Source organism: Brachyspira pilosicoli (assembly GCF_019402445.1).
Classification (GTDB): Bacteria; Spirochaetota; Brachyspiria; order Brachyspirales; family Brachyspiraceae; genus Brachyspira; species Brachyspira pilosicoli_B.
In genome coordinates this window covers 1-6,735 of the sequence record NZ_SRZM01000228.1, presented here as the reverse complement: position 1 = coordinate 6,735, position 6,735 = coordinate 1, and the positions used below count along the sequence as shown (strand labels likewise).

The following is a 6,735-nucleotide window of genomic DNA, read 5'->3' as shown; positions in this document are numbered from 1 at the left end:
ATACTATTATTAATATAGCTAAAATATTTTTATGGAGCATAATTATGTTTAAAAAAATAACAAGTATTAGTATTTTATTAGTATCATTCTTATTTTTAGCAAGTTGTACTAATAAATCAAGTGACAATGCTATCGTGATAAAGTGGGGTGAAACATTACCTGAATCCCACCCTTCTGCACAAATGGCAATAAGATCAGCTAAAGAAATAACAGAGCAAACAGAAGGAAGAGTTAAAGTAGAAGTTTATACAGGTGGTCAATTAGGAGCATCTAAAGAAATGGTAGAAGCATTATCTTTAGGAGCACAAGACATGTTAACAGAAGGTGTAGCACAATATCAAATGCTACCATCTTTAGAAATTTTAGAAGCTCCATATATTTGGGATAGCCCAGAAAGTTTTGACAAGGTTGTTAATGGTCCTATAATTGAAGAATTTAATCAAAAACTTATAGAAAGTGGAAATATACGTATATTAGGAACTACATATTATGGTTATAGACATTTAACTACATCTGATAAAGAAGTTCGTTCTCTTGCAGATGTTGCTAATTTAAAAATACGTGTTCCTGAAGTTCAAATGTATATAGCAATGGCAGAAGCTTGGGGAGCTAAACCTACTCCTATGAATATTAATGAACTATATTTAGCATTAAAACAAAATGTAGTTAATGGTCAGGAAAATCCGCTTCCTACTATCAATTCAAGCAAATTTTATGAAGTTCAAAAATATTTAATATTAACAGGACATATAATCACAGCAAGAATAGTTACAATTAATGAAAGCGTATGGAAAAAAATATCAGAAAGCGACCAAAAGATAATACTTGATGTAATAAAGAAAAATATAGAAATACATAATAATGAAATTAGAGAATTAGAAAGTTCTTTAATATCTACTTTTGAAAAAGAAGGTGTTACAGTTATTACTCCAAATGTAGAAGAGTTTAGAAATGCAGTATTAAATACTGTTCCAGCTCAATTAGAAAACAAATGGGGTGCTGGTTTATTTGATAGAATAAGAGAAGCACAAAAATAATAAAAAATTATTTGGGAGCATTTCATGAAAATATTAGAAAAAATAATAGATATTTCTTCTGTCATAATGATGTTTATCCTCTTTATAATAATATTATTACAGGTATTTTTTAGATATTGTTTGAATATGCCATTAAAATGGACAGAAGAGTTTGCAAGATATTTATTTGTATGGGTTTCTATGATAGGCTGGACTTATGGCACTAGATACGATTCGCATATAAGGGTTAATATTTTTTATGATATGCTCCCAAAGAAAATAAAATTTTTTGTTTTTATTTTTATACAATTATTAAGTTTAGTATTTTCATTATTTTTAGGATATTTATCTATTCTTTTAATGAAGCAAGGAGCACTTTTCAAAGCATCAACATTGCCTATCAGTTTTGCTGTTGTATATGCAATTATACCGATTGTAAGTTTGATATTGGCTTTATATGCTATAGTAAAATTATTTAACTTTATTAAATTGGAGTGCAAAATATGACAATGTTTATATTATTGATATTGTGGCTAATATTAATATTTATAGGGGTACCTTTATATTTATCTTTGGGCTCTATTTCCCTATTATATGTTATTTTGACAGATGCTAATTTAGTTATTATACCTCAAAAGATTTCTATGGCAGCAAATTCATTTCCTCTTTTGGCGGCACCATTCTTTATATTGATGGGAAATATAATGAATTTTTCAGGAGTAACAAACAGAATATTTAAATTTGCTGATGTTTTAGTTGGTTGGTTACGTGGAGGATTAGGTCATGCTAATGTAGTTGCTAGTATGATATTTGCTGGTATGAGTGGAGCTGCTGTTGCTGATGCAGGAGGTCTTGGTACAATAGAAATAGAATCTATGAGAAAAGCTGGGTATGATGATGATTTTTCATGTGCAGTTACTGCCGCTTCATCAACTATAGGACCTATAATACCACCATCTTTACCTATGATAATATATGGTGCACAATCAGAAACTTCAATAGGTAAACTTTTTATGGCAGGACTAATACCAGGTATATTAATGGGTATAGCATTGATGATAATGGTTGAATATAAGGCTAGAAAAAACAATTATCCATATCAAAAATGGCAAGGATTTAAAGTATTATTTAAAGCATTTATTGATGCATTTTGGGCTTTAATGGCTCCTGTTATATTATTAGTAGGTATAGTAAGAGGAGTATTTACCCCAACAGAAGCGGCAACTGTTGCTGCTTTTTATGCACTTATTTTAGGATTATTTGTATATAAAGAATTTGATATAAAAGAACTTCCAAAACTTATGCTTGGTACAGTTTCTACTAATGGGGTTGTTTTGGGATTGGTTATGACTGCTATGTCTTTTGGATATACTTTAACTATAGCTAAAATACCTCAAATGGCAGGTGAACATCTACTTCAAATAAGCTCTAACCCAATAATAATACTTTTTTTAATTAATGTATTTTTATTATTTATAGGCTTATTTATGGAAGCAACTGCTGCAATGTTAATATTAATTCCTGTATTTAATCCTGTTATTCTTTCTTTGGGTATAGACCCTGTGCAGTTTGGTATTATTGTAATATTAAATCTTATGATAGGAACTATAACTCCTCCTGTTGGAGTAGTTTTATCTGTAACGGCAAATATAGCAGGTGTTCCTTTTGACAGAGTATCTAAAGCTACATTCCCATTTTTAATACCATTATTGATAGTATTATTATTAGTAACTTATGTACCTGTCATTACTTTGCTTTTACCAACTATATTTAATTAAAAAATTAAGGAGTATATAAAATGAAGAAAATAGTTGTTTTATTTATAAGTATTATATTCATATTATCATGTTCAGCAAATCAAAAAGAATTTCCTAGTAAGGATGTTAGGGTTATAATACCTAATGCTGCTGGAGGTGGAACTGATAGAAGCGTTAGAGGTATAATTGATATTGCTAAAAAATATAGTAAAGCAAATTTTATTGCTGAGAATAGACCTGGTGCTGCTACTGCTGTAGGAACTGCGGCTATAGCAAATTCAAAAGCAGATGGTTATACACTTGGTGCTATTACTGTTGAATCTGTTATTTTACCACATGTTGGACAAATGCCAGTAGATTATACAGCTTTCAGACCTTTAGCTTTTACTATTGGAGAGCCTAGTGTTTTAACTATAAAAGCGAATGATACTCGTTTTTCAAATTTAAAAGAGTTTATAGATTATGCTAAAGCACATCCAGGAGAATTAAAAGTAGGAACTACAGGGGTTAATTCTATATGGTATATAGCTGCTTTACTTCTTCAAGATAGTTTAGGATTGGAATTTACTATAGTACCTTATGAAGGCGGCAGTGCTGATGTTGTTGCTGCTTTGGTAGGTGGTCATATTGATGCTACAACAGTAGGACCTGCTAACGTTAAAACACAAGTTGATGCAAATGTTTTAAAAAGCTTAGCTATACTTACAGAAGAACGCTCACCTCTTTTCCCAGATTTACCAACTATAGTTGAAGAAGCTAATATAGAACCATTTACAATAAGAGCTTGGGCTTTAATGGTATTGCCTGCTAAAACACCTGATGATATATATGATTATTGGAAAGATGTATTTACTAAAGCTGCTGCTGATGAAGAGTTTACAAGCTTCTTAGAAAGTCAAGGTTTAATTATGCCTATTAATATGGAAAATGTAGATGAAGTTCTTAAAGAAGATAATGATTTGTATAAATCTGTTTTAGAATCTTTAAAATAATTAATATTTCTAAAAAATACAGCTGTATAAAAAATGCAGCTGTATTATCATTAATAAAAGGATTTTATATTGAAAAAGCTAAATATTATTTTAAGTTTGTTTTTTATTTTTATATCAGCAGTTGGTATTTATTTATCTTCCAAATTGCCTACATTTGGAAATGAGGCTTCTCTTATTTTTTCTATGAAGCCATCATTTTATCCTACAATAATTTTTTCTTTATTGTTTTTATCATCTGCTATATTGGCTATAAAAACTATTGTAAAATCAAATAATGATACAGTTTATTTTTTCAACAATAAGGTTCTTATAGTATTTGCATCCTATGTTCTATATATTATAATGCTTCCTTTTTTACAATTTATTATATCTACTATAATATTCTTTGTAATATCTAGTTTTTATTTATTGGCAGATAAGAACAAACATAATTTTATTATTTTATCTATAATAAACATTGCTTCTACTGCTATATTATATTTTTTATTTGTAATTATATTGAATGTACCAATTTGATTTTAGAGGATATTATATATGGAATTATTGAATTCATTTTTGACTGTTATTCAGCCTGTTTCTCTTCTATTTACCTTTGTTGGCGTTTTTGTGGGAATAGTTATAGGTGCTTTACCTGGTTTAAGCTCAACTATGGGAGTTGCTTTATTATTTCCAATTACATTTAAAATAGATGGTTTATCTGGTATTTTAATGTTATTAGGAGTATATATAGGTAGTGTTTATGGTGGGTCTATATCTGCAATATTATTGAATACTCCTGGAACTCCTGCATCTGCTTGTACTGTTATAGAAGGTTATCCTATGACCAAAAGAGGTGAAGGGGGAAAGGCTTTATTTATATCAACATTTGCCTCTTTTACAGGAGGGATTATAAGTTGTATAATGCTTATATGGATGGCACCGCTTTTAGCTAAATTCGCTCTTAAATTTGGAGCACCTGAATATTTTACTTTAGGTTTATTTGGTTTGAGTATTATTTCTGGAATATCTGGTAAATCTATATTATTAGGATTTATTTCTTGTTTATTAGGATTAATAATATCTGTTGTGGGATTAGACCCATTTACGGGATATTTAAGATTTACATTTGGTTCTGTATATTTATCTGGAGGAATTTCTTTTATACCTGTATTAATAGGAGTATTTGCTTGTGCTCCTATATTTATATCATTATCTGAAAATGAAATTACTAATATAGTAAGCAATGCAAAGATTACTGATATTTTACCAAAAAGAAATGAGATAAAAAAAATAGCTATACCTATGCTTCGTTCTGGAATTTTGGGTACTATAATAGGTGCTATACCAGGAGCGGGTGGAGATATTGCTGCTTTTGTATCATATAACGAAACAAAAAGATTTTCTAAGGAACCTGAAAAATTTGGTACAGGTTGTGTGGAAGGAATTGCTGCTCCTGAGGCTGGAAACAATGCTGTTACTGGTGGAGCTATGGTGCCTTTACTATCATTAGGAATTCCTGGAGATTCTGTAACTGCAATATTAATAGGTGCTTTTATGAGTAAGGGGTTACAGCCTGGACCTTTGATGTTTAAAGACAATTTGCCACAAGTATATGTTATATTCATAGGTCTTTTCGTTGCAAATATATTTATGCTTATAATAGGAATATTAGGTATAAGATTTTCTGTAAAAGTAACTAAAGTGCCTAGATATATATTAATACCTATTATATTAGCTTTATGTGTATTAGGTTCTTTTGCTATTAATAATAATATAATGGATTTAGTTGTTTTATTAGTAAGTTCAATAATAGGATTTTTTATGATAAAAGCTAAATTTCCATTATCACCAATGATATTAGGAATTATATTGGGACCAATGGTAGAAAATAATTTAAGACGTTCGTTGATTATGTCAAATGGTGATGCGGGTATATTCTTTACTAGACCTATCAGCGTAATTTTAATATTATTATCTATTATCACTTTGATGTTGCCAATTATAATAAATAAATTAAAAGAAAAAAAACAAAATAATTGATAAAGAGGTTATTGTTATGAAAGGAAGAATTTATCCTACAATGATAACTCCATTTAATAAAAATAGAGATATAGATTATGATGGAGTTGCACAAATTATAGAATGGTATATTGATAACGGTTGTGATGGAGTATTTGCCGTTTGTCAGTCAAGCGAAATGTTTAATATGTCGCTTTCTGAAAGAATTAATTTAGCCAAATTTGTAGTAGAAAAATCTAATAACAGATTAGAAGTTGTAGCATCTGGTCATATTAGTTCATCTATAGATGCTCAAATAGAAGAGATGAAAGCTATAGCTAAAACAAATGTAAAGGCTTTGGTTTTTGTTAGTAATCGTTTTGCTGCTTCTTATGAAGATGATGATATATGGCTCAATAATATGAAAAAAGTAATAGACAGTATAGATGATGATGTTGAATTTGGTATATATGAATGTCCATATCCTTATAAAAGAGTGCTTAGTGATAGAATAATGGAAGAATTAGTAAAGAATGGAAGATTTACATTTATAAAAGATACATGCTGTAATTTAGAAATTATTAAAAGAAGAGCAGAAATATGTAAAGGAAGTAATTTGAAATTATATAATGCTAATGCTAGTTCTTTATTATATTCTTTAAGACTTGGATATTATGGTTATAGTGGGGTTATGGCTAATTTCTATCCTGATTTATATGTTAAATTATTTAATTTGGATTATAATTCTAGTGAAGCTAAAAGCTTAGAGAATTTCTTACTTATGACATCATATATAGAAAAACAAAATTATCCTACAAATGCTAAATATTATATGGGTAATATAGAAAATCTTAATATAGAAGATTATACTAGAGTTTTGAATCATCCTTTAAATAGTTTAGAGAAATTAGAGATAGAAAGCTTAAAAGATTTGAAAAACGACTTATTGAAATTACTAAATCTTTAAAATTACACAATATAGCCCTATTTATA

At 28.8% G+C, this 6,735-nt stretch carries 7 protein-coding genes; all 7 read left to right on the top strand.

Annotated elements, in window-relative coordinates; all coding sequences use genetic code 11:
• The first annotated feature begins 44 nt into the window (after positions 1-44).
• The 7 genes from E6A48_RS07920 to E6A48_RS07890 all read left to right on the top strand — a co-directional run bounded on the left by E6A48_RS07920 (position 45) and on the right by E6A48_RS07890 (position 6,709).
• Positions 45-1,037, top strand: coding sequence for a DctP family TRAP transporter solute-binding subunit (locus E6A48_RS07920; RefSeq protein ID WP_219709507.1), 993 nt, complete (start codon positions 45-47; stop codon positions 1,035-1,037).
• Between the two features lie 24 nt (positions 1,038-1,061).
• Positions 1,062-1,523, top strand: a complete 462-nt coding sequence (locus E6A48_RS07915) for a TRAP transporter small permease (protein ID WP_219709505.1) — start codon at positions 1,062-1,064, stop codon at positions 1,521-1,523.
• Positions 1,520-2,794, top strand: a complete 1,275-nt coding sequence (locus E6A48_RS07910; protein WP_219709503.1) for a TRAP transporter large permease — start codon at positions 1,520-1,522, stop codon at positions 2,792-2,794. The genes E6A48_RS07915 and E6A48_RS07910 overlap by 4 nt, the downstream gene beginning before the upstream one ends.
• Positions 2,795-2,814: 20 nt before the next feature.
• Entirely contained in the window at positions 2,815-3,765 is a 951-nt protein-coding gene (locus tag E6A48_RS07905; protein ID WP_219709501.1) for a Bug family tripartite tricarboxylate transporter substrate binding protein, read from the top strand.
• A 69-nt stretch (positions 3,766-3,834) separates the two neighbouring features.
• Positions 3,835-4,281: a tripartite tricarboxylate transporter TctB family protein gene (locus tag E6A48_RS07900; protein ID WP_219709500.1), complete on the top strand. Its 447-nt coding sequence runs from the start codon at positions 3,835-3,837 to the stop codon at positions 4,279-4,281.
• An 18-nt stretch (positions 4,282-4,299) separates the two neighbouring features.
• Entirely contained in the window at positions 4,300-5,784 is a 1,485-nt protein-coding gene (locus E6A48_RS07895; protein ID WP_219709498.1) for a tripartite tricarboxylate transporter permease, read from the top strand.
• Between the two features lie 16 nt (positions 5,785-5,800).
• Complete coding sequence (locus tag E6A48_RS07890) at positions 5,801-6,709, top strand: dihydrodipicolinate synthase family protein (RefSeq protein WP_219709495.1); 909 nt, start codon at positions 5,801-5,803, stop codon at positions 6,707-6,709.
• The last annotated feature ends 26 nt before the right edge of the window (positions 6,710-6,735 follow it).